Genomic DNA, 25,719 nt, shown 5'->3' on the forward strand with positions numbered 1-25,719 from the left:
AAAGGCCTTGTGGCGCAACTGAATAGCGCACTTGATTACGGCTCAAGAGGTTACTGGTTTGAATCCAGTCAAGGTCACTTTTTTATCTCAAAAACATCCCCCAACCCCTGAAAACAAAGGAGTTGGGGTTTTTTATGCTTTTTAATATCCCGACCAGATCCCGACAATTTATCCACGCAAACGAAGTAAAACAAATAGAAATATAACAAAAGTTAAGCTTTTTGTGATAATGAGGTTTCTCGTAACCACACTAGCCTAAATCGTTATAGTTTAGCAGCCACCAAATTAAAAAATAAAAAACTATGATGCCTAAGAGAACTCAATACATACTGTTATTGAGAAAAATGTTTATGGAAGGAAAAAAAAGAGTTAATCAGTAACTGATTTATTATTCATTAATTGTTCCAAGTCTTTAATTAAATTAAGATCCCTATCAGTTTCGCCTGTAGGGATTTCGTTTTTTACTAATTCGGTAATTTTTTCTTTAAATAGTATAGAATTGAAAAGAAGTTCAATTAACGATCTGGTATAATCGTTCTCGTGTTGTATATTTTGCAAGACGGAGCGTTCAATGTTTACTTCTGCAGGCTCTCTCAGCATTTCTCCTTCACCTCTTAGCAACCATATTGGTGAAATATCTTTATAGGTATCAAGAATACTGTTTATAGTACTGTCTTTTAAATTAGATTGTCTTTTAATCGCAGTCTGAATACTGTTGTTAGACATGCCGGTTTCTTGTTCAAATGCGCTTATTGAAATCCCTTTAAATTTTATTAGTTTTTCTACCCTGTCTATTGGTTTCATTATCAATTAGTTAGAATATTCTTTCAATTTATTTTAAAATAAATTAGAATATTGTTTGCGTATTAGAATAGTGTTTATATATTTGCTTCAACGAAAAAGCATATAAACTAAGATACAAATTTAATTATTTCTTTCAATTTATTTAAAGAAATATCTGTTTAAATACGTTTATAAACGATAAAGAACGAAAATATGACTACATCTGAAATTTTCAACAACTACAATTTAGAGTTGACTAATAAAAGAATTCCAATAGGAACAGAGCTGATTGAAGCTGGTTCAACAACGGATCCTGCAGACGTAGTTTTTCAAACTTCTTTCTCAGAATTATGCAAATCAAGTATTTCAAAAACCTTTTTTTTGGAATAAATAATATAAATTATTGTTACTATTAATATCAATTTAAATCTTAATTATTTTTATGTCAAACGAAAACGAAAAAAAAGAATTACCTATTACCGAGAAAGGATTAATTAGTATCCAGGATCTGACTCCTGCTAATTTCTTAAACGTGGACCTTTTCAAAAGCAACCAACAACAATTGATCGATAACAACCCGGTTATTGAAATTGTAGATGAAGCCACTTTTAAAATTTCTGACACCAGCAGGAAAGCATTAAAAAAAGGGAGAACAACTACAAACGCTTCCAAAAAAATTGATATTGATGCTTTAAAAAACAATATACTTGAACCTTTGATAGCTACCTACGACGAGATTGCTACAATGACACAACCACTGGAAGAGCTACACGATGCCAATTGTGAAGCCTGGAAAGCGAAAATTGCTGCAATCGAAAAAGCCAAAGCCGAAGCGGAAGAGTTGAGAAAATCAACAATCAAAAATACGATTGCTGAATTTCAGGACACTTGGAATGATAAACTTACGAAACTGGATTATAACGGTATTGAAGCACTTGACGCTGAATTTACCAAATTTACTGAAGATTTAGTTTTAGAAGACTTTCAAGAGTTTCAAATTGAGTTTTCAGTAAAGCATCAAGCTGTTTTAGATCGTTTAAAATCGTCCGTGACACTTCTTACTCAAAACGAAGAAACAAGGCTAGAAAACGAACGATTACTTGCCTATAATGTTAGACTAGAAGCATTACTTTTTATAGGCGCCACTATTTCTGAACTTGGAATTACACTAGTTAATACCGCTACAGAAGATCCTTCTGAATTTGTTTCTAAAGAAAATCTAAAGTCAATGACTGTAGAAGATTGGAATATCTGCTGTAATTCATTTATTAAAGTAAATAAAGCCAACGAAGCTAAAATTTTAGAAGACCGTTCCAAAGCCAGGGTAAAACAAATCAAGGATTTATCTTTTGTATTAAATAAAGAGAATAAAAGTTATGATTTTGAGCTAAAAGACAAATCAAAAATTGAATGCTTTTTTAGTCATATCAAATCAGGTACAGATGTTCATTGGAATGATCTTATAAAAGACTGGAATTTATTAATAGAAGAGGACAAAAAACCAATTCCGGAACCTGTAGAAGAAATTGCTGCTGTAATTCCTAAAGTAAGTATCCCGGCAGAAAACATAGTAGTAATTGAAGCTAAAGTAGTTGTTCCAGCAACACCGATAATCGAACAGCCAAAACCTATAAAAGTAACCGCAGCAGCAACAACAATTGAAGAGCCGGAAGAAGTTATACTAGAAGGCTGGCCCGCTATCGTATTGGAGTACTTCAATAGTGCGATGGAAGAGCCTACTCTTCTAAGCTTCTTAAGCTTCTTAGAAGAAAATTATAATCCACCAACCCCAAAATAATTATGGAAGTCACAATGAAACTTTCTGACGAAAATATTAACGCTATAGCGGTAAGAGTAGTCGAAATTCAAAATCAAAATAATCCTAAGCCAGAAACCGAATCAAAATCCAATTTGTTTACCGTAAAGCAAGTAGCGGCATGGACTAAAAAAACAGAAAACACTATCGCCAGACACATTAGAGATAAAATTCTAAAAGCGGATAAAGTGGGTAAAAGCTGGCTAATAACTGAAGAAAACTTTAACAAATACATAAACAATGAACAATAGATTTTACGTTGCCTCAGAAAAATTACAAGACATAGCAAACCTACTAATTGAAAAAGGTTATACAGAATTGGACGAAGTTGTTTCTCCAGATGAATTAGCTGATAAGCTTTTTATCGATACCAAAAGAGAAACATTCTATTTTACAGACGAACAATGTGTAAAAGAAACAAATGAAATTTTAATCGAGAAATACAAAGTTTCTTATCAGTCAACCACCTTAAAAAAATTGAAATTATGGAAGTAGAAAAAATAGATCACTTAGAACTTTGGCATAAAGTTGAAAAAACAAATCCAAAGTACACTAAGAGCGCAAACGTAAAAGGCAATCAAATTACTAGCATAGGTCCACAATTTCAGATAATGAATGTAACGGAACAGTTTGGATCTTATGGAGCTACCTGGGGATTTAAAAATATAGAGTTGGATTATTCATTAGTTGCTACAGCGTTTAAAAGAGAAAAATCAGAAGGAGTTTATCCAAATAAAAAAATAGTTGGAACCGAAGATGCTTATATGGGTTTAGTAGTATTCAAAGCTGATTTCTTTTATCCTGGAGGGGAATTCCCAATAATTAACTCCATTAGTTTATTCACTAACAATGACATGACGAAACTGGACGATAATTTTGCTAAAAAACTGGAAACAGATACGCTGACTAAAGCAATATCTAAACTTGGTTTTAATGCTGATATTTTTCTAGGGAAATTTGATGATACCCGATATGTAGAAGAAATGAAAAACGAATTCAATCCTCCTGCAGCTCCGGTGCCACCAGCTCCAAAACCGCCAAAGCCACCTAAAGTAATTGATGCCACATCATTAAAAGCAATATTGCTAAGTGATTTAAAAGGATTGAATGCCACCATTGACGGGATCACTAATAAAAAAGTGATTGCAACAGCTGAACAAATCCTGCAGATACAAAACAAGATTGTAGAGCTAACACCAGCGCCGGAAACGCCAGCAGAACCAGAACCGGAAAAAGTAATGACTTCAGAAGGACCAGAATCGCCATGGATTACACCGGATCAGGTAAATACAGCTTTAGAAAGTACAGTGAAGCAATTGAAGTCAACTATTAATGTGATCAAAAAAGGAAAGCTTAAAGCCAGAGCTGGTGATTTAAAATTACTGGAAGATAAGCTAGCTAAATTAGAAAAAGTAGTTTAATAATGGGATTGTCTAAACAAACATTCGAAGATATGAACCAGCAGCAAGAACAGATTATTCCAGTACCGGAGCAAGAACCAACTCCAAGAGAAATTTTAATAGAGAAAATTAGAAAGAAACAATTGCGATTGTCATTCTCTTCTTTAAAATCGTTTACTTCTCCAAAAGAATTTTTAGAATACAAACTAAAAAAATTCAAAGCAAGTCCAGATATGATTTTTGGATCCTTATGCCACGTGCTTATTTTGCAGCCGCATTTATTTGACGAAAAATTTGTAGTAGTTTCCAAAGGACCTTCAACAGATAATCAGATTGCTTTTGCTGCAGATTATTTATCCGGATTACCAATTGAAGAGGCTTATAGCAACAATTATAAAACAGGGAGTCATACCAAGATTTACGAGGAACTGAAAGATTATTTTGCAGCAGTACAATCTGGTAAAGAGATCATCACGAATGAAGTGTACGACAAAGCAAAAAAACTAACTGATTATCTCATTAGTACTCCTTTATTTTTAAAATACCTGGAAGTATTATCAGATGTAGAAGTCGAGGTAAAATGGGTAGCAAACGGCTGGTATTTCTTAGGATATATTGACGGCCAAATTACCGGTTTAAAGTTTGACCTAAAATACACCAAGAATGCCAATCCGGATGCTTTTGAACGTGATATTGTCAAAATGAAATATTACATGCAGGCCGGAATGTATGATGATGCTACACCAGGAACACTGGATAAATATGTAATCATTGCTTTTGATGCCAAAGGGAATTTTTGTGATATTGTTATTGATCGTTCATTTATCGAATACGGCAAACGAGAATACAAATACCTTTTATCCATGCTCGAAAAATGCGCTGCAGAGGACCGATGGGAAGAAAGTTATAATTTCTTTGATCATTCACAACGTACACTTTTTAAACCTAAATATCTAAAAGGATTCGCGACTGATCCTGACGGTATTGAATAATCTCAAACGAAATGTCAACAACAATAAAAAACGAAAAATTATTTTGCACTAATTGTGGCGGTGAATTTACTTTAAAATTTCCTTTACAGATTCCTGAAATGAATAGCAAAATCAAATTATTTGCCGATTTACACAAAGATTGCGAACAAACGTATGTAGAGCCAGTAGCGGATCAATCAAAAGATATTGAAACAAAGGCTTTATGGTGGATCGCAAACGGACACGTAGGTTTAAGTTCGAAAACAATGTGGCTGTTTTTTCTACACCAAGATAACCCTCTAATTAACCATCCGCATGATCCAGATGATTTTAGCAGATGTTACAAATTATTAGAAGCGGTCCCGGAATGGAAAGGAAGAATATTAGAACTTTCGAAACTATCTCTTCCTTGGAAAAATTTAGCCGAAAACTGGGAGAAGCTTACAGCAATGTACGAGCAAAACAAAAAAGAGGATTGGAAAAATTCAGAAAAAATTGGCATGTACGAATTCATGCAAACATTAACTAGATAATAAAAACAACTTTTAAAAATAAAAAAAATGCAAGTAGAAGGAAAAATTAAAATGATTGGAGAAGTAAAAAAGGTAGGTGCCGGTGATTTTGTCAAAATAGAATTGGTAGTGACCACCGAAGAGCAATACCCACAACATATTCTAATTGAATTTGTTCAGGATAAAGTTGATTTAGTAGATCCGTACAAAGTAGGCGAAGCGGTAAAAGTCTCTATAAATTTGAGAGGCCGTGAATGGGTAGATCCACAAGGAGTAACTAAATATTTCAACCAGATCCAAGGCTGGAGAATTGAGCGCCAGGATACGTCAAAGCACCCACAACCAGCTGCTGACAACGCAGCACAATACAAAGCTCCGGCTCCGGCTGCTGCTCTACCTTCAGAAGAGGAAGAAGACGACGACTTGCCTTTTTAATATAAATGGAAACCGATTTTTTTATCGTTCCGGCACTCTATGATCAAAGCACGTATTTTCTGTTCAGAGATTATGCAATTGAAATAAAATTCACAGTCATAGCAGGAACAATAAGAATAATTGGCAAAGGCTACCTATTACCAGGAGAAGTCACATTCATAAAAGAGAATTTTGCATGATATTTTTAGTACAAATAATTTGTATTATCAGTATAACTTTCCTAAGTTTGCTCCGTAGATCATCCACCTACATTAAGAGCTACTGGTTTTTAAACCAAAACAACCTTTAAATGAAACGGAGTGGATGCCGGTTGATTTTAAAGGTTTTGTTTTTTAATGATATGAGTCTATTACCTCAACCAAAAAGCAACCGGCAAGAAGTGTTACTAACGCTAATAAAAAACGGCAAAGTATCAATTGAAGATTATCCATACTTATCCGGTTTCAGGACCAGAGTTTCTGAATTGACATTAGAACATGGATTAATACTGAAATCAAAACCGGTGAATGCTAAAAATAAGTTTGGCCGCACAATTACCTATGTTGAACATCATTTAGAAGAAAATGAAATTGAAAACGCAATTGCAATCTATAACTCGATAAATAATTTATGACTTATTTAGAAAAACTTAAAAGTCCTAAATGGCAAAAAAAAAGGCTTGAAATATTAGAAAGAGATAATTTTTCTTGTAAATGTTGTGGCGATTTTGAAACAAGTCTTCATGTTCATCATACAAAATACTTAGCTAATACTGATCCTTGGGAATATGAAAATGATTCTTTAATAACACTTTGCGAAACGTGTCATGCAGAAGTTACTTGGAAGAAAAAAGAGGTGAAAAGAATAATTGATGAAGAGTTTATTTATCCAGACTTATTATCTGAATTACATCTTTTATTATTAGAGGTAAGTAAAATGAACCCATATACAATTTTAGAATTAACAAAATCAATTACTCATGAGTAAAGATCCAGCATTTTTGTTTTATCACCAAGACTTCTTCACCGGAGTTTCAGACATGACAAATGAAGAAACCGGAGCTTACATAAAATGCATGTGTATTCAGGCTTCAAAAAACGGTATTTCTGAAAAACATATGTCAATCATATGTCAATCAAGTGATATACATAATTTAATCAAAAGCAAGTTTGTTTTGAATATAGAAACAAATTTATTCGAAAATTTAAGATTAAAAACGGAGATAGAAAAAAGAAAAAGATACTCCGAAAGTCGCTCTACCAATAGAAAAAAAGGTTTAAAAGATATTAATAAAGACGGTTTCATATCTAAATCATATGATAAACATATGGAAAATGAAATTGAAATTGAAGATGAAATTGAAAATACAAATGAAAAAGGAGAAAAAGCAAAAATTGATTTCAAAAAAATAGTTGACGCTTTTAATATGGTTTGTAATAACTCTCCACAAGTGGAAAAAATAACGGAGTCAAGGAAAACAGCTCTCAGAAAAATAATTAAGGAAAATGGACTAGAAAAATTAGGAGAGGCATTCCAAAAAGTTTCTGAAAGTGATTTTTTAAACGGAGCTGGACCTACAGGATGGAAAGCAGATTTTGACTGGATATTAAAAACCAACAATTTCGTAAAAATACTTGAAGGTAATTACCAAAACAAAAAAAGTTCCGCGGAAAAAGAAAAGCCACTAGCCGGACGAATGACCGAGACAGCAATCAAAAACAGTATCAACGCATTTATATAAGCAAATGGAAAACAATCATTACAGAATAGATACCGCAGCGCTACAGGTGCAGCAAGAAATAAGAGTAAGTGATTCCATTGCTATAATCGAACAAAAATGCATGCTCGCTCCGGTCCAGTTCTTAAAATCGAACTTAGATAACAAAAAGTTAAGAGAAAGAACAACGGAGCCGGATATTAAGATCACTATTGGGACCATGCTTATCAAAATTGGAACGCTGGCCGGCATAAAAAATGAAATAGATTCTTTGGTAGGTCAAGACATTATGAGGATGATTTTAACCACGTATGCTGATCTAACCTTGGAAGAAATATACAAAGCGTTTGAATTAGAAAGATACGGAAGCTTCGAGGACAAAACAGAACATTTTCAGCTTTTTAATGCGGATTACATCGCTAAGATTCTGAAAAAATACAAAAATTGGAAACTGAATATGAAAATGAATCACGATATATCGAAAAACAGCACTTTGCAACTTGCTGCAGTTACCGAAGGACAAAAGGAACAAATCCTGATTGATGGCGTAAACAGAGTTTTTCAGGAATATCAGGAAACTAACACAATATCGGATCCAAGTGAATATATTTTTGACTTCCTGGTTGAAAAAGGAAAAATAAAAAATAGCAATAATCCGAAATTGCTGGAGTATTACCAATTGAAACTGCAGCAAGCCAAAACAGAACTATCAAAAGAGCAATCTAAAAAAACATCTACAGATAAACTAGAGCGCCAGCGCATCAAAGTAGATATGGAACAAATTGTAGCAGGTTATTCGCCAAAAATCATTATCCGGGCCAAAAGAAATATCCTAAAGGAATACTTCGACAAGCAAATTTCATTAAAAGCAGAAAAAATAATTTAACATGACTGTAACCAACAACTTTTTACCAAAACAAGCATTCAAGGACCTGCAGGAATACTGTGCAGCAAATGAATTCCAGATTGTAAAAGCAGCAGACAGAGAATTTTCAGTACTGGATACTCCAAAATATTTACTGGAATTTTTTAAAATTCCGGGATACGAATTGGTACTGACATTTATCCGAAGTGCTTACGCTGGTTTCGATATGGATCTAAACATTCACGCTGATAATCTGGTAAACGGCCACAAGACAGCAATTGCTTCAGTTTTGTATATCAACGAGCAACTGGGAACTACTCCAAACGGCACTTGTTTTTATAATCATAAAACTCATGGTCCTGAACTTACTGCAGCAGTTACAAACGAAGAGTTTGATCGGTTAATCATTGAAGACGCAAACGACGAAACCAAATGGGAAAAAACAGATGTAGTCACCAGTTACCCAAACCGATTACTAAAATACAATGCACAAAGCTTCCATAGTAAATATCCTAAAGAAATAACCCAAGGAAAGAGAATCGTGCTGGTATGTTTCTACAAAAAAAATAAAAATTAAAAACCCGATTGCAAGGGAAAGTGCTACAACGCTTATGGCAAAGGTAAAAAAAGGTCGTCTTATCAACGTTGATAATTCGAAAAGAGAGTTTGGTGCAGCTTTATCGTATAAAGCTATTTGGGTAGAGGATTCTAACGGTATAAATGAGCGTTGCTTGTTGTTTACCGATGCCGAGATTAAGAAAGCGGAACAGCGTGCTAAGAAGAATCAGGAGGATTTAACAAAAAAGGGTTTCTGGAGTAACATATTAGATTAACCATGCTAATTAAATCCCTGCATCACGATCATTTTCATACGCAAGATTGCGTGGTTTTTGAAACCGTTCAAACAAATGAAGGTTTTCTTGATGTAGTGGTTTTAATATTAGATTGCTATTACCCAAACCACAAAATACTCACGGAAGCAATGATAGATTACCTCAACAGGTATATAGAAATGTTTCCACCAAAACAACCAGAAGCTAACGAACAATTAGCCTTATTTTAAACCGATTGGGAAATCAAATAAAAACGAAAATTATGCAAGTAAAATTTATCAATTCGACGGAGGTTAAATACACTCATTTAAAAAACATCGCAAGTAACGATGATCTACGTCCGGTAATGTGCGGAGTTTACATTGACTTCAAAGAAAAAAAATTAGTAGCTACAGATGCTCATGTGCTAATAGCCTATCCAATTGAAATTACAGATAACGATTCTGAATTAGAAGGCGTTATTGTTCCTGTAGAATATTTTAATAGGCTGCGATACATGGTTGCTTTGCCTACTAAAAGCAAAATGACATTAGATATTGAATATATTCTTACTGATACCTATGCGGAGATTCACTGGTTCGGAGAAATGATTTACAGATGTAAATATATCGAAGGTAAATACCCTCAATATAACAATCCAGCTATAATTCCAAATCCAAAAGACTTTCCAGAGAAACCTGCAGAAGTTGGCATAAATGCTCATATTCTAAAAAAAATGCTTTTAGGGATTCCAAGTGCAAATCCACAAACGTTGAGAATGGAAACCACAACTGCTAATAAAGCAATTTTATTCACGACCACTAATTTAGATTACGATAGGCAAATTATCGCAATCGTTATGCCGGCAATGTTAAACGCAATCTAAAACCAAACGAAAATTATGAACTTAAACAATGAAATTCAAGTAGCAACAGACAAGTTCCTTGCCGAAAAACTACCACAATTAGTAGAAGAAAAAGTGTCTAAAATGGTTAATGATGTTTTAGATGATGTATTCCGAAGCTACAGTGACACAGCCAAAGCTATAAAGTCTAAAATTGAAGAAAAACTAGATGTAAACCTTCAAGAATTTGATTTGGTAGATTACAATCATTTAGTATCCAAAGCCATAAACGACAATTTGATGCAATTGGTAAATGTACAGCCAATTATGGATTTATGCCAAGACGCTATTGGTTTTGTTAAACAAAAGACAATTAAACTTTCCGATATAGTTGAAATGTTTAAAGATGCTGCCATGGAAGATAGCTCTGACTCTAACGGAGAAATTACAGTAATTGTGGAAGTCGATGAAAAACACGGTTGGACAGAAGTATGGTTAGACTTAGATGCAAATACAAAACAGCATAATTGCGGAATTAAATTTATCATTTCAGATAGTAGAAAGAAAATATTTTCTTTTAAATCCTCTTCTTATTTATCAAATTTAGGAAATGTATCGCCAAGCAAAATGACTCAATTATCAAGTATAGAACATAAAGTGTTCAGGCTATATTCTGCACAAGTTGAAGTAGTTGTTGATGAATTAAAGTATGACAATAACTGGTATAGAGACGAATATTAATCCAAACGAAAACCATGACATTAGAAACAATTAATCAAGTAGAACAAGAAGTCTATCGATTCATGAAACGCCTTGACGCAGCCAAAGAAAGGATTAAATCAGACAATTATTATCCATGCAGCGGAACGAAAGAAATAGGAGCTTTAAAACGCAGCGCCTTAGACTTAAAAAACGAATTAACTAAAATAACACAGCCAAAAAATGATTAACTTATATAACACACAAATCGAAAGTTTGTCACTCCACAAAGTTGGAAACAAAAGCCGCAACGAGCCAATTTTTTTATCCAATGAACCGTACCGCCTAAACGACGAAATTACGCCGTTGATCAAAGAATTTTTCTTTAAACCGTTCCGCGAAAAAGAAGAAAACTATTTTCAATTCGCTCATGATATTGACCTGGAGTATAATGATATGTATCTTTTTGCTACAAAAATCTTTAATAATCCAAGTGATATTCATGATGTTTCTAAAGTTATAACCAAACATTTATTCGAACAATCCAATCATCCGCACATTAAGAACGGAGAAGTTTACGTGACGTACTTGACAAATGTTTCTATTGATAACAATGTGGTTGACGCTATTGGAATTTTCAAATCAGAAATAAAAAATGACTTCATTGAACTCAATGAAAACGAAAGTCATTTGGATATGATTTTGAAACAAGGAATTTCTTTGGACAAACTAGACAAAGGCTGCATCATTTTCAATTATAAAAAAGAGGAAGGATATAAGATCCTTACTGTAGATAGCAATCGATACGACAGCCGCTACTGGTTAGAGCATTTTTTATCTGTAGATGCTTTTCACGACGAAAATTTCTTAACAAAGAAGTATCTTAAGTTTTGTCAGGATTTTGGTAAAGAAGTGATCGCGCCAGCCGAAGACAAAAAAGAAGAGGTGATGTTTATGAATCGTTCGATGAATTATTTCGCCAAAAATGACGAATTCGAAGAGACAGCATTTTTAAATGAAGTAATTGACAATCCAGATCTAATACCGGAATTCAAAAGTTACAAAGCAGACAAAGGAGAAAAATACAGCATCGAAGACGTCTCTTCCTTTCCAATATCAAACTCAGCAGTTACCGATGCCAGAAAGAAGTTCAAAAACGTGATTAATCTGGATACCAATATCAGTATCAGATTGGATTTTATCAACCCGGAAAATGCCGAAAAGTTTATCGAGAAAGGTTGGGACGAAGAGCGCCAAATGTATTATTACTTGGCTTATTTCAATAAAGAAGTATAATTTTTAGTATAAATTATTTATACCAATAATATAATATGACTGAAAATTTGAATCTGGCCTTCCATGAAAAAAGATTGATTGAGAAGGCCTTATTAAAAACGAAAGGAAATGTTGCCAAAGCCTATCTGTTAAACGTTCCTAAAGAAAATTACATGACGTACAAAACGTATCTGTACAAAATAAATCATGTGTACAAAATCGATAAAAAAAATATAAATGAACGAAAACAAAGTACGACAAACGCTGCAGGAAGCGATCCACTTGTGGGGAAATGATGCTCAGATAAAGCTGCTTCATGAAGAAATAGGTGAACTTATGCAGGCGATAAGCAAACAGAACAGAAAGCCAAACCCAGAAAACTTCAGTCATTTATGTGAAGAAATTGCAGACGTAAAAATAATGTTGAGTCAATTAGAATTAATAACGGATCCAGATGCAGTAGCAGATCATTATTATTTCAAAATGCAAAGGTTACAAAGAAGAATTGCAGACGAGAGAACAAGAAGACTGGAAAATATTGAAAAAGCAAAAAGTCAAATTGATCCAGAAAAATACAAATTATTTGCATTGCTATGCGAAATAGGAACCAGTCCATTAGATAGCCAAATTGACGAACTGATTGCAGAAGTTAAAGAATACTCAGAAATAAAAAAAGAACAAGAATTTAATAACCTTTTTTAACCAAAAAAAACAATGTCAAAAATAGATCACAAATTTCACGAATTATGCCGCTTAATCCTTACTGCTGGCGTTGAATACAACAACAAGAACAGAGGCGTAAAAAGACTCCAGATTCCAAGCTTTACGCTTCGCCATGAATTCAAAGACGGATTCCCGGCCATTACCAACAAAAGATTGTATTGGAAAGGAACCACCGGAGAATTAATCTGGTTTTTACGTGGCGATAACAACGTAGAATACCTGAACAAAAACGGAATCGTATTCTGGAATGAAGACGCCTATAACTGGCATAAAAAATACGCGAATCACGTAGTATCGTTTGAGAATTTCCAGGAACGCGGCGTAGGTTCGGTAGGCCAAAACTACTCCGTACAATGGAGGAACTTCAACGGCAAAACAGATCAGATCCAATTGCTGATTGACGGCATGAAAAAAGATATTATGTCAAGCCGTTTAAAAGTAAATGCATGGAACCCTAGCGAATTGGACCAAACAGCATTACCGCCATGCCATTCTGAATTTCAGATTATTGGCGTGCCATTAGAAAACGGAACTTTTGGTTTTGAATTGCATTGGAACCAGCGCAGCGTAGATACTTTTCTGGGACTTCCATTAAATATTGCTTCTTATGGATTACTGGCTAAAATGTTAGAGCAAATAACGGGATTCAAAGCATTAGCAATCGAAGGAACTTTAAAATGTGTTCACTTTTATGATAATCAATACGAAGCGGCAAAGGAATTATTAGAAAGAGATCCGGATCACCATCAAAATTGTGAACTAGAAATAAACGACGAATTCAAATTAAATTGCGAAGGTTTTGCAAGAGGAATAATCACTTTAGATACATTAATGCAGCTAACAGACATTAATATGTTTAAACTAAAAGGCTACACTTGTGATGCTGAAATCAAAGTAGCAATGTTGGCACCAAAACAGTAACCATAAATAAATACCTAAAACCCAAATTAAAATGAGAGCATTAGAAGAGTTTGAAATTACAAAAATTAAACAAGTTATTGCGGATAAAACAGATGTTGATTTAGAGAAAGTCACTGAAGATTCTAATCTACAAGACCACCTTGGAATAGATAGTCTGGATATAGTGGAGATCATTATAGAGTTGGAAGAAATGTTTAAATGTACCATTCCGGATGAAGACTATGAACATACAGTAAACGTTAAGGACCTGCTCAAAATCGTAGAGCAAAATTTATAAAATCTAAAGTGGTCAAATTCGACCACTTTAAAAATACATTTTAAACCTCGCTTGTATAGGTAAAAGCTAATCTATATTATGAATAAAGCACAATTAGTAAAAGAAGTTGCTTCGGCAACAGGGCAAACGCTTGCGGAAGCAAACGCATCAGTAGAAGCAGTTTTAACAGCTATCAAAACTGGATTATCAAGTGAAGGTCAAACAAGAGTTTTAGGTTTTGGAGTTTTCAAAAACGTGATCCGAAAAGCCAGATCCGGACGTAATCCTTCAACGGGAGAGATTCTGTACCTTCCTGAAAAAACAGTGGTAAAATTTAAACCATTTTTCTAAAACCAAAAAACCTTACTATAACAGTAAGGTTTTTTTCAACACTAACTATTAATTAAGATATAAAATTATGATTAGATTTTTAAAAATTACAGGAATTTATCTTGATGATAAAAAAAGCTTTGCATTTTACAATACAGTCACTAATAAATTATTAGAATTTGATGGAAATCAAGTTTTTGATGATTTAGAAGATTTTGATTTATATTACACTTCAAAATGCGGTTATGATTATGACAGATTAACTGGATTAATTCCTTTGGGTTATTTTTCTGAAGATTCCAACGAAGCTGACGCATAACAGTAAGGTTTTTTTTATTATATTTGGTTAACGAAAATAGTAAACCATGAAAAATTTATCTTTAATAGCAATAGCTATAGTATTGTTGTCTTGCTCTAAGGACGATGATTGTCAGATAGTAACAGGATTAGAAGCTGTACAAACCAGTACCGGTTGGAAATATACAATCGAACTCGATAGAAGCGATCCTATTATTACCAATAAGGCTACCACTGATTTTTACCGGGGACGAAGCGGAATGTGCTTTGAAGGATACAAATAATTAAAACGCCCTATTCCGGGCGTTTTTTTGTTGCTAATTCTTTTTTTAGTTTGTTGTAGGCCTGCATCGTGGCAGGAGTCAATATCCCTTTAGCTTTTTTCATTTGTATCATTACAGCTCGGCTATCTTTGGATCCGTCAAAAATATCTCCGTAATAATGCATGATCATTAATGCCTTGGCCTCATTTCCTTGCTCGTATTTTATATCCAGAATTGTTCCGTCAACATCTTTCAATCGGATTTTGTCCTTGATTTTGTTATAAATACGTTTCTTTTCAATCGGTTCCAGCTCTCCCATTTTAGAATCTAAATCAGCTTTCGAAATTTCTTTGTTTACAAATTGTTTCGTCAGCGTATTAAATTCGGCTTTGGTGCGGTGCTTCTCTATGTTGATAGCGTCCAGTTTCTCCTGCATTTCTTTCTTACCTGCTAATTGTCGGTTAAAATCAGAAGTATAACTATGCGTTCTTTTCGTGAACGATTTTAAAGTTGTCTTCGCTAATTCACTCCCTATTTGTTTCATTCCTTTGTCAGAACCTGCAGCATCGGCACCACCATAAAGCATGCCTACAAATGGATTGGTTCCCGGTGAAGTAATCAAACTTTCTACAAATCCTTTGGTCCTAACGGGAGATAAACCAAAATTCTCACCAATTTTCTTGTAAAAATCCTCAGTACTCGATAACGTAATCCCTTCCACTGCTAATGGAACTTTTCCAATATCAAATGATAACGGTTCGTCCTTAAAGAAATCGTATCCGGTTGCATACGTCATAGTCGCCTTGATAGCAGGACTTCTGGTAAAAAAACCTGCAGGACTTGTCACGTCAACTGGCATAATATGATTAAAAGCAGATAAACCTTCTGCTGTTATTTTTCCGGCGCTTTTCTTTTCTTGTCCGGCCAGACTTCGGATCAGGTTATTAAAAATATTATCGGTCAATGACATAACCGGAGCAAGCTCTTGTGCTTTAGCTATTTTTATCACCATATATTGTCCGTCTTCATTTTTAAAAGGAGTTGGAATATTCATGTATTTCTCTTTCTGATAACTACTGATTCCTGCAACAGCATCCAGATAAATTTCATAGGTCGTTTTGTCTTCATCATCATCGCTTTTCATAGCGGATATTAAAGCTAATGAAATTCCTATTGGCACCGTACTAGCTAATGTAGCGACTTGCAAAACTTTGGCTGTAGTGCCTACAGGATCTTTTTCAAAGGCCGTTGCAGCTACTCTACCTCCCTGGAAGGCCACATTGATATAAGGAATAAAAGCTTCCATATCTTTAGTGATGGATCCACCTTGGTTGAAATCCAGAATTCCTCTGGCACTGGCAACTGCTTGACTGTAAATATCGTCAATTTGTTGCTTGTCGGTAACTTCTGAAATATCGCTGAATCTTAGATCTTTCAACTGGTTTTGAATCGTACGCTGAAAAATACCCAAACGAAACATCATTTCGCTGTACTGAGATATTTTATGTAAAGTAACTTTATTGAAAATTGATTTGGCAATATCCCTGGTATTGGCTGAAACTGCTTTTTCTAAGACTTGTCCCATTACCGACTCTTTTTTCAACTTTCCTTGTGAACTCAAAAAATCCATGGCACCACCGTATTCAATGTATTTTTTTAATACATCACTTTGCGGCTTGCGTATTTCTTTGATTGCTTTTGCCACATCTTTTGCTACCTGAAACATCGCTTTGGGTACAATATTGCTGTACTGATCGGAGAAAGTAAGCGTAAACAAAAAGTCACGCGGCGTATTAACAATCGGAAATGCAGGATTATTACCCGTTGCAATGGCTTTGACTAATGCAGCTCCCGAAGCATACGATATGAATTCCTTAGCATTACTGCTTAAAAATCCGGCTACATTATTATTCCAGGATTCATGTAATTCGTCTTCTAAAAAGAATTCCTGTCGCTGGCCGTTCACGTAATAATACGCTTTCGAAAAGTTCGCAGGAGTTTTGTCGTAAAGGTATTTGTTGGTTGTACTATTAAAAGGATTGTCAATGACTTTTGAAGACAATTCCTTGAAATATTTATAAAAACGAACGTCGTCACCTTTCAAATTTTTAGGATTTAATTTGTCAAAACGTGCTTTTGCTTTTTGAAATTCGCCCGTCATGAATCGCTTATTGATATTATTCATCGCCATTGCTTTGGACCTGGACGATAACGAATTAGTAAGCAGCCATTCGGAATTCAAAACCAAACTGTTAGCGTCTCCTTCTGACATAGATTTAATCTGATCTGAACTTAAACCACCGCTATCTACATTATTGGTTCGCTTGGCGGTTTCAATATCGCCATTAAAATCAGTGACAAACTGCAAAAATACACGCGGCTGGTAATCTACATCGCTCATAGAATCAAATGACTCTTGTGATAGCAATCCGTTATCCAGCATATCTTTTAGTATTCCTTTATACGTGTCAAAATAAGCTTCGGAACGTTCTACCAGCTCATTAAATTTTTCGGTACCCAATTCCTTTTCTAATTGAGATAAGAATTTCTCCGATTTGTTTTTATCTATAAAATTAGGGTGCGAAACCGGATCCAGTCCTCTAGCTTCACGATTCGTATCTATTGCAATAAAACGTTTGGCCTGAATGATTTCATCAAGAATAGCGCGTTCTGCTGTAGTCAGTCCTTTGTAAATTTTATTGTAAGCTTCTTCAAATTGTATTTTAGCTCTACCAGAAGCGCCTTGTGCATTGACAATTAAATTCTGGATCACTTTCATTCCGGATTTATTCAACAAGCTTTTAGCTAAATATTGGCGGTCCGTGAACTTCTTTACAAAATTACGGTAGGCGTCTCTTATATATTCTGAAGGAAGTTTTTTGTTTTTTAATTCGGCACGTGCTTTTGCAAATGTGGCCTTCACTTCATTGTAAGCATCCTCTTCTGAAATATTCTCGGAAGCAGCACGATTTAATAAATTCTCAGCTTGGCGTTCGTTGGCCGGATCAATAGCGCTTATTTTATTCAAAAAATTAGTCTGAAAATCATTTTCAATATCAGCTTGCTCTGTTTGTGTTAGGTTTTTGAACCAGTCACTTTGTTTTACAGCGTCAAGTCCTGCCTGAATAATTTCTGCAGCTAATTTACCAGCTTTTACCGCTATTTTCATTGCCTGAATAGCAGCTTTAGCCACAACAATAGGAATTCCCACTGATAGGTTGTCTCTACCAAAATCATTAAGCTCCTTTTCAGCATTTTCTAACCATTCCAGGATTTGATCCGGAGTCGATTTGTCGTCTATTTCAAAATTGATTTCTTTAGTAGAAACCACTTCTCCATTTTCAATTTTTGCTTTTAAATCGGTTAATTGTTTGATCTCTGCCTGAGCATCTTTAATCGCCTGGCGCTCTTTGGCCGTTGCTTTGTTTCTGGCGTCAACATCTACTCTTTCATCAAAAAGCTTGTTTTCATTCTGGTTTGGTCGCTCTCCAAAAATATCTTCATTGTCTTTTAGCAATTCTTTATCTAAGAGTTTTGCTTTGCGGTCCAATGCTTCCTTAGCAATTCTAAGGTTTTCATTCGCTTGCGCCAGTTTAGCATTTACTTCTTTTAATTCCGGGGATTCAGCATTTATTTCTTTGCCTTTTTCTTGTCCTCCGCGTACTTCTTCGCTATCGCTAATCGCATCGCCTTCATTCGGATCAGGTAATCCTTGTCGGTCTGATTCGTGTTGGTCGTAGAGTTCTCTTTGCTGTTCTCCTGTAAGGGATTCAATGGATTTTTCGTATTCATTTTGATAGTATTTTAGTTTTTCACTTTCGTTCAAATTGTCTTCGGCTTGTACCGCGTCAAATAAGGTTTGTTCTGCTTCAGTTATAAATTCTTTATTCGCTTCAATAGCGTCTGCTTCGTTCATGCCGTAGAACGGATCAATTGATCTTTTATACATTTCATGCACACTTTCCTTTACATCATTGACACTGCCAAAACCAGCGATAATATCAATCAAATGATCTCTTACTGCCTTTTCATCCAATTCAACAAAATCAGCTCCGGAAACAATCCCTTCCGCTACATTTTCAATGCTAGGTAATTTCTTTGTGGAAAACGGATCGGTGGCCCACTTGCTGTCCATGTTTCCTACTTCGGTCTGAATACTTTCTTTAGAGAACTTTACGCCTCTGGCAATTTCTAATAACGCATATTCATACTCGGTAGTAGGTATAAAGTTATCAATACTATCTTGAATTTGCTTTTTATTTTCAATATTTATTTCATTGTCCGATAAACCGCCTTCTGCAATAGCTAATATTTTGTAATAATTGGCGTTTTTAACAGGTTTGTAGACAGGTTTATTGTCAACCAGTTTTTTTAGCTTCCGTTGCGTGTATTTTGGAACCTCGGTACCGTCTTTTTTGAAAATCTTTACTTCGCCTTTGCTGTCAGTTTCAACGGTAAATTCAGTTTCCTTACCCCAACTTTTATATTTTACGGTTTTCTTTACAACGTCGCTTTTCGCTGCAGGTGGTCCTAACAGCTTTTCTACCGCTGTAACTAATTCTGGATTAGATCCATCTAATTTAGCTTTGTGGTATCCTTCTGCAATAGTTTTAGAATAAGGTTGTGAAAATATTTTATCATCAGCTACAGCGTATTTAAAGTCGGTTACACCTGACGCTAATTGAGCTTTTACTCTATTGTTACCGTCTAATATTTTACCATTTTTATCTAGTAAAATTACATTATTAGGCAACTTTCCTCCGTTTTTTAAAAACTCATATATTTTATACGCACTTCCTACTTCTTTATCTATCTTTTCAGGACTATTTACATACCGATCAAAAGGTAATGCGAAATCACTCTGTTTTATATCTTTGTAATTTATTGTGCCTTCTAATGGTAATGCATTAATTGCAAAAGCAAAAGCTTGCTCTTTAGGGATTACGGTTTCAAGCGCCTTAGCAGTGCTTTCCACATCTTTTAACGGATCGATTCCTTTATTTTCTCCGGCGTCAGCGGCACCCGGTACACTTTCTTTTGCAGGACCTTCCGGCTTGGCATTTCCGTTTTCTCCCACATTGTCAGCTCCAATTCGAAGGTTTCCATCAGCAGGAGTATTTGTTGGCGGTGCTGCTTCATTTGTTCCTTGTTTATTTATTATTTCACTGGACAACAATTCTTTAAAAGAATTTACTGTCGGAGCTATTTTTTCAAGCGCATTGGTCTTCTGATCAGATGTTAAACTATTAAAAGTCATACCTGGAGGTAAAAAAGCTTTTGCTAATTCCTTTGCGATTTTAGTCAATTCAACTTCCGTTAATACGTCTTGGTTGTTTCTAACGGAGTCATAGCCTGAATCCTTTGTTGAAAATCTCTTAGTAAGGCTTTCTTTTATTGCAGTTTCTAATTGATACTGCTTTTCTTTATTTTTAAAATACTTAGGAATATTTAGTTTGTTATTTATTATATCATTTAAAATGTCCTTAAAAACAGTGTTGTTATGGTTTTCTAATGTAGATCGGTCTTTTGCATTTTGTCGTATTTCCGAATTTGAATTTATTTTTTCAAAAATCTCCGACTTAGGAATGCCTTGCGCTAAATACTCTTTCTCTAATCTTTCAGAAATCTCGTCATGTTTTTTGTCGTAGGAGTCATTATGAGTATTTATCTCTTCTGGAGTGTAAAAAGTTTTCTTAACCTCTTTTGTGTTTGCAACAACCGGAGCAACTTCATTTGTTGACGTCGCTGCTTCATTAATAATCTGATTTATTTTGGCATTATATTCTGCCTCTATTTTTCTATTATTAATATAAGACGGCGTTTTAACAAGTTCACTTTCTTCAAGTCCTTGTGGCTCTAATAGCAATTTACTATTTCTTTCTTCCTCTAAGTTTTTTAACGTTTCTTTTTGGTTATCTGATAGTTCAGAAACACTAGGAACCGGACTAGCTTCCGCAGCCGGTTCTTTCGTGTCAGTCGTAGTTTGCTCAACTACGGGTGGGTTTTGAATTTCTGCTAGTTTTGCTTCAGCTTCTGGCGCTGGCGCTTCTGCTTGTGGTGCATTTTGCGTTGGTGGATCCACGATATTGTAATCTGCAGGAACGGTTGGTAACGGATTCTCATTTACAGCAGGATTCTCATTAGCTTTGGATTCCGCATAGATTTTATTGGCACGTTCCACAACTTGTTCGTTTGTAATGGTAATGTCTTTTGATCCGTCCGGATTCAGTTCATTAACCAAGTCTTCCATCGCTTGCATTTTAAGCGTTTCCTGCTCTTTTAATGGTAATACATCAACAACAGTAGTTTTGCCGTCTATGATACCGTTTCTTTTTTCCTGCAGCGCTTTGTAGTCGTCACTAAGTCCTTTTAGCAAGGCTTCTTTGTTGGGTAAATTCCCGTCGTTTATTGCTCTGGCTTGTGATTTTATTTCTCCGGCTTTGGAGTTTAATGAAATCGCTTCGTCGTACAATACACCAGGCATATCCGTTATTTTACCAATCGTATTGGCCACGATTTTTGAACTTTCGGCTGTAACTTTATCAATCTGTTTTTGAATAACAGTTTTTTCAACATCAGTTAATCCGTCGGTATTTAATTGGCTGGAATACTCAATGATTTTACGTGAATTTTCATCCAGCGTTCCTAAATCAGTTTTGGATTGAAATGGTTTTGCAATAACTCCAAAAACGTGCGGAGCTACTTTCAAAATAGAAGTAAGTGTAAAAGTATCTTTGAAAACTTTACCGGTATTGTCCAATAGTCCTACATCTTTTTTGCCTAAAATAAACTTGTCGTTAAAGTTTTGCGTGAAATTTGTAAACTGCTCTCCTGACATTTCTTTACCCATATCGATCCCGTAATCCTTAGACCAGTCAATTGCTTTTTGCGTAGCAGTTCTGGTAATCAATTCCGCTTCATTTCTGGCGATAGATTCAATCACTCTACCTCCTTTTTTCAGGATTGATAATGTAGGTATTTCAGATATTACTTCAGCACCACCGTACAAAAATGGAGAAACTGCCATTTGCAAAGGAGTATAACTGGCTTTCCCTTGGCGTACTTCTTCATTCATTTCGGTGTATTTCTGTCCGGTTGAAGACATACCAACAGCTGCCAGTCCTCCGGTACCGGTAGAGGTTGCTACCAAAATCGGAATTTGATTGGCTAATAAATCTGAAGTGTAGTTCAAAAAACCTTCCGCGCTTTCTATACTTTCAACGGGTTTACGTAAATTTTCACGTGCGCCTTTTAGATCAGCTGCAAATTGGGACGCTACTTCTTGTCCTTGCATGGCGCCTATACGGTCCATTGGATTCCCACTCATGCCGGCGAAGTAATTGATACTTCCCAAAATACCGGTTGCTATCTCGCCTGTAGTAACAGCAATATTTCCGGCAAAATTATTAAAATCGCCAGATTCTCTTTTGAATAAATCAAATTCTTGTTGTGCCGTTCCTAAATCTTTTTTGTTGTTGAGTACGTATTGCTCGTTTTTGCTTAAAGTAGCGCCTAATTGCTTGATCTCTGCTCCTAGCGAAGTGTATTTGTTATACAGTTCCTCCGGGAATGACTGGCCGCTTTCTTTAAGTTGCTGCAATTGGGATTCTACCGCTTTGTAGTCTTCAATTTTATCTTCAGCTACGGTTTGTAATGCGGCATTGTATTTCAGCCTTTTTACATTATCTTCCTGAAGGTGAATGCTTTTATCGTATCGATCTTGTTTCAGCAAATTCTTATCCTCCGTATCCATATTGTCCAGGAAGGAATTGGCACGATCCAAAAATAAGTTTTCTTTCTCTTTTTCTTTAAACAATTCTTTGGCACGTTGATTAACCTCAGCCTCTGACAATTGCTCTTTGTTTTTTAATGCTGCTTTTTTTACCGTCTCTTTTTCTCCGGACAATGGATCTTCATTGATTTTAAATTCAAGTAATCCAACGTTTTTAGAAGCGATAACCGCCCCGTCAATAACTGTATTTACTGCTTTTTTAGCAATTGATTTTACGTTATTCCAAACGCCATTTGTATTTACCGCGTCATTCAATCGTTGCTCCGCTACAGCATCGTCGTCATTGTCTTGTGTAGCAGAATAAAATGATGTTTCCAGTTCTTTTACACGCTGGCTTTTAGCTTGTGCTTTGGCTTTTTCGTTAGTCTTGATAGAGGAAGACAATGCATCCGTTTCAGCCATAACCGCATCCATATTTTCAGGAGTCACTTTTACATTGGCTAATTTTTGACGTAAACGTTTTTCTTTGTTTGCAGAACTTTCTGTTTGTGGTTGCGCTCCCATTCCCGGAGCTACACTGTTGGTATCGATCTTAGGAAATCCTTTAGAACTTGCACCAGCCGAAGAACCAGTGGTTGCCTCCGACGCCAATTTCTTTTCTGGAACAGTACCAGTAGATTTTTCTTTTTTTTTTAATGCATCATTAGAAAACATTGCCGTGTAGTCCGAAGCCATTTTATCAACATCTTCATTACTTCCTCCATTGGCGATTAATTCTTTAATATTAGAATCTAATTGTTTTGCGTATTTTGGCTGTAACATAGTTTTTTATTTGTAGATTGCTTTTCCTGTTTTTGGATCGATGCCGGCGTACACTTTCTTTTTAGTAGTTGTGTTCGTGTTCGATTTAGTTTTGCCATTACCTTGACTTTTTGTAGTGGTAACGGTATTCCCTTCATTATCCATTGTAGCGGTTGCGACTGTCGTTTTACCTGCAGCCTCTTGCTCTAATCTTTCTGTTCTGGCTTCTGCTGCTGATTTACGGTTTTTAGCTCCTTCCGATTCTGTTATCCTTAATCGCTCTCTGGCAATTCTGTTGTTTTCCGCGTCATTCAAAATCTTCTGTTCTAAGGCTTGCTGGGCCGTATCCGGTTTTACGCGTAACAAAACATCATTGGTGTAATTAGTAGCAATTACTTTTAACGCTGCAGTATTGGTATAATCAGTAATTCCTGCGTCCCTGGCATACGATTTTAAACGCGCTGTAGGTGTTACCCCGTCCAGTTCATACAATTGACTGTTGGTGTAAGCAGTTAATAAATCCTTATCGTTTGCATTGGGTTGCAGGTTTTTTGAAGTGGCGATCAAATCTGCATTTCTGTCAAAACGTTGTTGTATTTCGTACTTAGGAACTACATTCTGGATCTGGTCGTAGGTTTCTAAATCGTCTTTTCCATCGCCGTCAAGATCTTTAAAAGCAACCATTGGCATTCCGTTATCATCCAGCGCCAATAATTTGTTTTGAAATCCTTCCTGGTAATTTTTATCATAAACCGGATCCGCAAACATAGTGCCTGCTGCAATTCCTTTTTTTATTGCTAAATCTCTTTCGGTTAGTGTTTTTGTCATAGAAGACAAATTCTCCGGTAGATTATTAATGTTTTGCAATTTTATGGTAGCTTTTAACCGTTCGTCGTCGGACGCATTCGGATTGTTCACTACAGCCATTAATGGAACGTATTCTTTTTGCGCTTCAAGTATCAATCTTCCTTGCGCTTCATTGAGCGACTTGGATCCAGTATCGTAATTGGATAAAGGCTTAACGTGTTTTTCCCAAAGCTCCCTTTTTTCTTTCTCAGCTTTATCAATTCTGTCTTGCTTGGTTTTTTCTTCTTGTGATTTTAGATGCTGTCTTTTAAAACTGTTGTCTTGCTGTTGCTGCATATCATCAGCAATACTGCCTTCCAGCGGTTTTAATTGACGGTAAGCGGTGTACGTTCCGGAGTTTGCCATGGTTAAAATTTATTAAAGTCTTTAAGCATGCTGGTATATCTAGGCATGTAGCTATTATTGAATTGATTTTGATTCATTGCACCACCTCCCATATTTGCCATGTCTTTATCTGCCTGACTTCCCGATCCGTCTTTACTCCAATCAACATTATTGGCGGCATACATTAGCGAGCTGCCTACGCCACGAATCCCACTCCACATATTTTGCTGGCCGGATTGTATTTGTTGTCCTATTCCTGCTAAATCAGCATTTTCTCGGTCTTCTTTCATGCCACGAATAGCGGTCTGATCACCAGCAATCGCATAGCTTCTTTTGTTGATTTGATTGTCGATATAATCTCGTCCCTCTTGATTGTTTCTGTTGTCATTTGCCAATACTCCTGGCAACATCGCAACGCCTCTCGAACCCATATTGCGTAATGCATCTACAGTATTTGCGGAACTTCTTTGCGCCTCTTCACGCATAATATCACTGCCAACAGTACTGATAGCAATATTCTCATACGCATTAGATTGATCCAGATCCTGACGGTTGTAGTCCTGACGTGCTTTTTCTCCTTTGCGTTTGTCTTCAATTCCTTGCCATGCTTGAAATCCTGACATTCCTAATCCTAAAACCGAGGTTGTAACTGCTGCCATAGTAAATTCATTTAAATCTCTAAAATTACACTAATAATAGAAATTATTTATATCAAATACAAATGTAATAAATATTTAGTATCGTTTTATTGTATTTTTAGTATAATTATTTTATACTTTTGAAAAGTCGAACTAACGTACTTCACCGCCTTTCTTGTGAAGGAGATAAAGAGAAATAAAATGGTTTTTAGTTAGTTCGGTTTTGGGGAAGTAGCTCAGTAGGCTAGAGCGATTGCAAAACTATCGATTATCATTTTTTAAAATGTAGATAGTTAATTCGACAGTAGGTCAGCGGTTCGAGTCCGTTCTTCTCCACGAGGATCTGTTAAGAAAGTACTGACAATGTATTCACAGATGGGGGTAGTAATAGGATTCTTACCAATGCTACACGCGAAAATGATAGTTCAACCGGTAAATACAATCGTAAGTCATTAGGTA

31 protein-coding genes and 2 tRNA genes are annotated in these 25,719 nt (G+C 35.5%); 29 read left to right on the forward strand and 4 right to left on the reverse strand.

Annotated features, from left to right (window positions below):
• The first annotated feature begins 3 nt into the window (after positions 1–3).
• Positions 4–77, forward strand: a tRNA-Arg gene (locus E0F89_RS05650).
• Positions 78–369: 292 nt separating this feature from the next.
• Here the strand turns inward: E0F89_RS05650 and E0F89_RS05655 are convergent.
• Entirely contained in the window at positions 370–804 is a 435-nt protein-coding gene (locus E0F89_RS05655; protein WP_131908879.1) for a hypothetical protein, read from the reverse strand.
• Between the two features lie 192 nt (positions 805–996).
• Here E0F89_RS05655 and E0F89_RS17075 point away from each other — a divergent pair, with 192 nt between their 5' ends.
• From E0F89_RS17075 to E0F89_RS05780, 27 genes are all read left to right on the forward strand, one after another.
• A complete protein-coding gene (locus E0F89_RS17075; RefSeq protein ID WP_165929984.1) occupies positions 997–1,173 on the forward strand; it encodes a hypothetical protein in 177 nt (58 codons plus the stop codon).
• A gap of 52 nt (positions 1,174–1,225) precedes the next feature.
• The gene (locus tag E0F89_RS05660) at positions 1,226–2,581 is read left to right on the forward strand and encodes a hypothetical protein (protein WP_131908880.1); all 1,356 of its coding nucleotides are present in this window, start codon (positions 1,226–1,228) and stop codon (positions 2,579–2,581) included.
• Between the two features lie 2 nt (positions 2,582–2,583).
• The gene (locus tag E0F89_RS05665) at positions 2,584–2,850 is read left to right on the forward strand and encodes a helix-turn-helix domain-containing protein (protein WP_131908881.1); all 267 of its coding nucleotides are present in this window, start codon (positions 2,584–2,586) and stop codon (positions 2,848–2,850) included.
• Positions 2,840–3,094 carry a hypothetical protein gene (locus E0F89_RS05670; RefSeq protein WP_131908882.1) on the forward strand — a complete coding sequence of 85 codons (255 nt, stop codon included), beginning with the start codon at positions 2,840–2,842 and terminating at the stop codon, positions 3,092–3,094. Before E0F89_RS05665 ends, E0F89_RS05670 begins: the two co-directional genes overlap by 11 nt.
• Complete coding sequence (locus E0F89_RS05675) at positions 3,085–4,020, forward strand: hypothetical protein (RefSeq protein ID WP_131908883.1); 936 nt, start codon at positions 3,085–3,087, stop codon at positions 4,018–4,020. Before E0F89_RS05670 ends, E0F89_RS05675 begins: the two co-directional genes overlap by 10 nt.
• A gap of 2 nt (positions 4,021–4,022) precedes the next feature.
• Positions 4,023–4,991, forward strand: a complete 969-nt coding sequence (locus E0F89_RS05680) for a PD-(D/E)XK nuclease-like domain-containing protein (RefSeq protein ID WP_131908884.1) — start codon at positions 4,023–4,025, stop codon at positions 4,989–4,991.
• Between the two features lie 11 nt (positions 4,992–5,002).
• Positions 5,003–5,503, forward strand: a complete 501-nt coding sequence (locus E0F89_RS05685; protein WP_131908885.1) for a hypothetical protein — start codon at positions 5,003–5,005, stop codon at positions 5,501–5,503.
• Between the two features lie 27 nt (positions 5,504–5,530).
• Positions 5,531–5,917: a DUF3127 domain-containing protein gene (locus E0F89_RS05690; protein WP_131908886.1), complete on the forward strand. Its 387-nt coding sequence runs from the start codon at positions 5,531–5,533 to the stop codon at positions 5,915–5,917.
• A 5-nt stretch (positions 5,918–5,922) separates the two neighbouring features.
• On the forward strand, positions 5,923–6,096 hold the full coding sequence (locus E0F89_RS17080) for a hypothetical protein (protein ID WP_165929985.1): 174 nt from the start codon (positions 5,923–5,925) through the stop codon (positions 6,094–6,096).
• A 161-nt stretch (positions 6,097–6,257) separates the two neighbouring features.
• Positions 6,258–6,530 (forward strand): hypothetical protein, encoded by a 273-nt coding sequence (locus tag E0F89_RS05695; RefSeq protein ID WP_165929986.1) that lies wholly within the window; start codon positions 6,258–6,260, stop codon positions 6,528–6,530.
• Entirely contained in the window at positions 6,527–6,883 is a 357-nt protein-coding gene (locus E0F89_RS17235) for an HNH endonuclease (RefSeq protein ID WP_207915781.1), read from the forward strand. Before E0F89_RS05695 ends, E0F89_RS17235 begins: the two co-directional genes overlap by 4 nt.
• Positions 6,876–7,637 carry a hypothetical protein gene (locus tag E0F89_RS05705; RefSeq protein WP_131908888.1) on the forward strand — a complete coding sequence of 254 codons (762 nt, stop codon included), beginning with the start codon at positions 6,876–6,878 and terminating at the stop codon, positions 7,635–7,637. Before E0F89_RS17235 ends, E0F89_RS05705 begins: the two co-directional genes overlap by 8 nt.
• A gap of 4 nt (positions 7,638–7,641) precedes the next feature.
• Positions 7,642–8,499, forward strand: a complete 858-nt coding sequence (locus E0F89_RS05710) for a hypothetical protein (protein WP_131908889.1) — start codon at positions 7,642–7,644, stop codon at positions 8,497–8,499.
• A gap of 1 nt (position 8,500) precedes the next feature.
• Positions 8,501–9,055, forward strand: a complete 555-nt coding sequence (locus E0F89_RS05715) for a DUF6445 family protein (RefSeq protein WP_131908890.1) — start codon at positions 8,501–8,503, stop codon at positions 9,053–9,055.
• 34 nt (positions 9,056–9,089) lie between these two features.
• Complete coding sequence (locus E0F89_RS05720; protein ID WP_131908891.1) at positions 9,090–9,311, forward strand: hypothetical protein; 222 nt, start codon at positions 9,090–9,092, stop codon at positions 9,309–9,311.
• 2 nt (positions 9,312–9,313) lie between these two features.
• Positions 9,314–9,541 carry a hypothetical protein gene (locus tag E0F89_RS05725; RefSeq protein ID WP_131908892.1) on the forward strand — a complete coding sequence of 76 codons (228 nt, stop codon included), beginning with the start codon at positions 9,314–9,316 and terminating at the stop codon, positions 9,539–9,541.
• A gap of 32 nt (positions 9,542–9,573) precedes the next feature.
• Positions 9,574–10,176 carry a DNA polymerase III subunit beta family protein gene (locus tag E0F89_RS05730; protein ID WP_131908893.1) on the forward strand — a complete coding sequence of 201 codons (603 nt, stop codon included), beginning with the start codon at positions 9,574–9,576 and terminating at the stop codon, positions 10,174–10,176.
• A 15-nt stretch (positions 10,177–10,191) separates the two neighbouring features.
• Positions 10,192–10,875 carry a hypothetical protein gene (locus E0F89_RS05735; protein ID WP_131908894.1) on the forward strand — a complete coding sequence of 228 codons (684 nt, stop codon included), beginning with the start codon at positions 10,192–10,194 and terminating at the stop codon, positions 10,873–10,875.
• A 14-nt stretch (positions 10,876–10,889) separates the two neighbouring features.
• Positions 10,890–11,084 carry a hypothetical protein gene (locus E0F89_RS05740; RefSeq protein ID WP_131908895.1) on the forward strand — a complete coding sequence of 65 codons (195 nt, stop codon included), beginning with the start codon at positions 10,890–10,892 and terminating at the stop codon, positions 11,082–11,084.
• A complete protein-coding gene (locus tag E0F89_RS05745) occupies positions 11,077–12,129 on the forward strand; it encodes a nucleoid-associated protein (protein WP_131908896.1) in 1,053 nt (350 codons plus the stop codon). The genes E0F89_RS05740 and E0F89_RS05745 overlap by 8 nt, the downstream gene beginning before the upstream one ends.
• 35 nt (positions 12,130–12,164) lie before the next feature.
• Complete coding sequence (locus E0F89_RS05750) at positions 12,165–12,404, forward strand: hypothetical protein (protein WP_131908897.1); 240 nt, start codon at positions 12,165–12,167, stop codon at positions 12,402–12,404.
• Positions 12,346–12,810, forward strand: coding sequence for a MazG nucleotide pyrophosphohydrolase domain-containing protein (locus tag E0F89_RS05755; protein ID WP_131908898.1), 465 nt, complete (start codon positions 12,346–12,348; stop codon positions 12,808–12,810). The genes E0F89_RS05750 and E0F89_RS05755 overlap by 59 nt, the downstream gene beginning before the upstream one ends.
• Before the next feature lie 12 nt (positions 12,811–12,822).
• On the forward strand, positions 12,823–13,752 hold the full coding sequence (gene thyA / locus E0F89_RS05760) for a thymidylate synthase (RefSeq protein ID WP_131908899.1): 930 nt from the start codon (positions 12,823–12,825) through the stop codon (positions 13,750–13,752).
• A 31-nt stretch (positions 13,753–13,783) separates the two neighbouring features.
• A complete protein-coding gene (locus tag E0F89_RS05765; RefSeq protein ID WP_131908900.1) occupies positions 13,784–14,029 on the forward strand; it encodes a phosphopantetheine-binding protein in 246 nt (81 codons plus the stop codon).
• A 78-nt stretch (positions 14,030–14,107) separates the two neighbouring features.
• Positions 14,108–14,359: an HU family DNA-binding protein gene (locus E0F89_RS05770; protein WP_131908901.1), complete on the forward strand. Its 252-nt coding sequence runs from the start codon at positions 14,108–14,110 to the stop codon at positions 14,357–14,359.
• Positions 14,360–14,426: 67 nt separating this feature from the next.
• On the forward strand, positions 14,427–14,657 hold the full coding sequence (locus E0F89_RS05775; protein WP_131908902.1) for a hypothetical protein: 231 nt from the start codon (positions 14,427–14,429) through the stop codon (positions 14,655–14,657).
• A gap of 46 nt (positions 14,658–14,703) precedes the next feature.
• Positions 14,704–14,919, forward strand: coding sequence for a hypothetical protein (locus E0F89_RS05780; protein ID WP_131908903.1), 216 nt, complete (start codon positions 14,704–14,706; stop codon positions 14,917–14,919).
• Between the two features lie 10 nt (positions 14,920–14,929).
• Here the strand turns inward: E0F89_RS05780 and E0F89_RS05785 are convergent, their stop codons facing one another.
• The 3 genes from E0F89_RS05785 to E0F89_RS05795 are packed head-to-tail and all read right to left on the reverse strand — an operon-like array spanning position 14,930 to position 25,281.
• Positions 14,930–23,452 carry a synaptonemal complex protein 1 gene (locus tag E0F89_RS05785; RefSeq protein WP_131908904.1) on the reverse strand — a complete coding sequence of 2,841 codons (8,523 nt, stop codon included), beginning with the start codon at positions 23,450–23,452 and terminating at the stop codon, positions 14,930–14,932.
• 6 nt (positions 23,453–23,458) lie between these two features.
• Positions 23,459–24,643 carry a hypothetical protein gene (locus tag E0F89_RS05790; RefSeq protein ID WP_131908905.1) on the reverse strand — a complete coding sequence of 395 codons (1,185 nt, stop codon included), beginning with the start codon at positions 24,641–24,643 and terminating at the stop codon, positions 23,459–23,461.
• 2 nt (positions 24,644–24,645) lie between these two features.
• A complete protein-coding gene (locus tag E0F89_RS05795) occupies positions 24,646–25,281 on the reverse strand; it encodes a hypothetical protein (protein ID WP_131908906.1) in 636 nt (211 codons plus the stop codon).
• A gap of 204 nt (positions 25,282–25,485) precedes the next feature.
• Here E0F89_RS05795 and E0F89_RS17085 point away from each other — a divergent pair.
• Positions 25,486–25,596 (forward strand) — tRNA-OTHER (locus E0F89_RS17085).
• Positions 25,597–25,719: the final 123 nt, after the last annotated feature.

Source organism: Flavobacterium caseinilyticum (assembly GCF_004349085.1).
Taxonomy (GTDB): domain Bacteria; phylum Bacteroidota; class Bacteroidia; order Flavobacteriales; family Flavobacteriaceae; genus Flavobacterium; species Flavobacterium caseinilyticum.

Excerpts from the sequence above, each read along its gene's own strand:
- E0F89_RS05660 (WP_131908880.1), top strand. The coding sequence starts at position 1,226 with ATGTCAAACGAAAACGAAAAAAAAGAATTACCTATTACCGAGAAAGGA.
- E0F89_RS05735 (WP_131908894.1), top strand. The coding sequence starts at position 10,192 with ATGAACTTAAACAATGAAATTCAAGTAGCAACAGACAAGTTCCTTGCC.
- E0F89_RS05755 (WP_131908898.1), top strand. The coding sequence starts at position 12,346 with ATGAACGAAAACAAAGTACGACAAACGCTGCAGGAAGCGATCCACTTG.
- E0F89_RS05780 (WP_131908903.1), top strand. The coding sequence starts at position 14,704 with ATGAAAAATTTATCTTTAATAGCAATAGCTATAGTATTGTTGTCTTGC.
- E0F89_RS05775 (WP_131908902.1), top strand. The coding sequence starts at position 14,427 with ATGATTAGATTTTTAAAAATTACAGGAATTTATCTTGATGATAAAAAA.
- E0F89_RS05655 (WP_131908879.1), bottom strand. The coding sequence starts at position 804 with ATGAAACCAATAGACAGGGTAGAAAAACTAATAAAATTTAAAGGGATT.
- E0F89_RS05685 (WP_131908885.1), top strand. The coding sequence starts at position 5,003 with ATGTCAACAACAATAAAAAACGAAAAATTATTTTGCACTAATTGTGGC.
- E0F89_RS17075 (WP_165929984.1), top strand. The coding sequence starts at position 997 with ATGACTACATCTGAAATTTTCAACAACTACAATTTAGAGTTGACTAAT.
- E0F89_RS05750 (WP_131908897.1), top strand. The coding sequence starts at position 12,165 with ATGACTGAAAATTTGAATCTGGCCTTCCATGAAAAAAGATTGATTGAG.
- E0F89_RS05715 (WP_131908890.1), top strand. The coding sequence starts at position 8,501 with ATGACTGTAACCAACAACTTTTTACCAAAACAAGCATTCAAGGACCTG.
- E0F89_RS17080 (WP_165929985.1), top strand. The coding sequence starts at position 5,923 with ATGGAAACCGATTTTTTTATCGTTCCGGCACTCTATGATCAAAGCACG.
- E0F89_RS05710 (WP_131908889.1), top strand. The coding sequence starts at position 7,642 with ATGGAAAACAATCATTACAGAATAGATACCGCAGCGCTACAGGTGCAG.
- E0F89_RS05675 (WP_131908883.1), top strand. The coding sequence starts at position 3,085 with ATGGAAGTAGAAAAAATAGATCACTTAGAACTTTGGCATAAAGTTGAA.
- E0F89_RS05765 (WP_131908900.1), top strand. The coding sequence starts at position 13,784 with ATGAGAGCATTAGAAGAGTTTGAAATTACAAAAATTAAACAAGTTATT.
- thyA (WP_131908899.1), top strand. The coding sequence starts at position 12,823 with ATGTCAAAAATAGATCACAAATTTCACGAATTATGCCGCTTAATCCTT.
- E0F89_RS05670 (WP_131908882.1), top strand. The coding sequence starts at position 2,840 with ATGAACAATAGATTTTACGTTGCCTCAGAAAAATTACAAGACATAGCA.
- E0F89_RS05690 (WP_131908886.1), top strand. The coding sequence starts at position 5,531 with ATGCAAGTAGAAGGAAAAATTAAAATGATTGGAGAAGTAAAAAAGGTA.
- E0F89_RS17235 (WP_207915781.1), top strand. The coding sequence starts at position 6,527 with ATGACTTATTTAGAAAAACTTAAAAGTCCTAAATGGCAAAAAAAAAGG.
- E0F89_RS05725 (WP_131908892.1), top strand. The coding sequence starts at position 9,314 with ATGCTAATTAAATCCCTGCATCACGATCATTTTCATACGCAAGATTGC.
- E0F89_RS05795 (WP_131908906.1), bottom strand. The coding sequence starts at position 25,281 with ATGGCAGCAGTTACAACCTCGGTTTTAGGATTAGGAATGTCAGGATTT.
- E0F89_RS05730 (WP_131908893.1), top strand. The coding sequence starts at position 9,574 with ATGCAAGTAAAATTTATCAATTCGACGGAGGTTAAATACACTCATTTA.
- E0F89_RS05695 (WP_165929986.1), top strand. The coding sequence starts at position 6,258 with ATGAGTCTATTACCTCAACCAAAAAGCAACCGGCAAGAAGTGTTACTA.
- E0F89_RS05790 (WP_131908905.1), bottom strand. The coding sequence starts at position 24,643 with ATGGCAAACTCCGGAACGTACACCGCTTACCGTCAATTAAAACCGCTG.
- E0F89_RS05680 (WP_131908884.1), top strand. The coding sequence starts at position 4,023 with ATGGGATTGTCTAAACAAACATTCGAAGATATGAACCAGCAGCAAGAA.
- E0F89_RS05740 (WP_131908895.1), top strand. The coding sequence starts at position 10,890 with ATGACATTAGAAACAATTAATCAAGTAGAACAAGAAGTCTATCGATTC.
- E0F89_RS05665 (WP_131908881.1), top strand. The coding sequence starts at position 2,584 with ATGGAAGTCACAATGAAACTTTCTGACGAAAATATTAACGCTATAGCG.
- E0F89_RS05770 (WP_131908901.1), top strand. The coding sequence starts at position 14,108 with ATGAATAAAGCACAATTAGTAAAAGAAGTTGCTTCGGCAACAGGGCAA.
- E0F89_RS05745 (WP_131908896.1), top strand. The coding sequence starts at position 11,077 with ATGATTAACTTATATAACACACAAATCGAAAGTTTGTCACTCCACAAA.
- E0F89_RS05705 (WP_131908888.1), top strand. The coding sequence starts at position 6,876 with ATGAGTAAAGATCCAGCATTTTTGTTTTATCACCAAGACTTCTTCACC.
- E0F89_RS05720 (WP_131908891.1), top strand. The coding sequence starts at position 9,090 with ATGGCAAAGGTAAAAAAAGGTCGTCTTATCAACGTTGATAATTCGAAA.
- E0F89_RS05785 (WP_131908904.1), bottom strand. The coding sequence starts at position 23,452 with ATGTTACAGCCAAAATACGCAAAACAATTAGATTCTAATATTAAAGAA.